The following is a 400-nucleotide window of genomic DNA, read 5'->3' on the forward strand; positions in this document are numbered from 1 at the left end:
AGCAATTAAACAAGGAACTCCACAACCACGTTGGTATTCATTACGAACTGTATGACCTGGGCCTTTAGGAGCAATCATCACGACATCAACTGTTTTTTTAGGTTCAATTAAGCCAAAATGAATACTCAAACCATGCGCAAAGGCAATCACAGCCCCATCACGTAAATGCTCATGAATATGCTCTTTATAAATGTCAGCTTGCAATTCATCTGGTGTTGCCATCATAATAAGATCAGCCCATTTTGCTGCTTCAGCAACACTCATAACCTCAAAACCATCCACCATAGCCTTTTTAGCTGTTGTCGTCCCTGAACGCAAAGCAATCTGTACATTTTGAACACCTGAATCTTTCAGATTTAAAGCATGCGCATGCCCTTGTGAGCCATAACCAACAATGGCC

General features: G+C 41.5%; 1 pseudogene. It reads right to left on the reverse strand.

The annotated features are described in order from the left end of the window. Positions 1-396, reverse strand: a pseudogene (locus J7R05_RS08690) (ketol-acid reductoisomerase); the annotation flags it as partial. Positions 397-400: the final 4 nt, after the last annotated feature.

Source organism: Bartonella capreoli (assembly GCF_902813205.1).
Classification (GTDB): Bacteria; Pseudomonadota; Alphaproteobacteria; order Rhizobiales; family Rhizobiaceae; genus Bartonella; species Bartonella schoenbuchensis.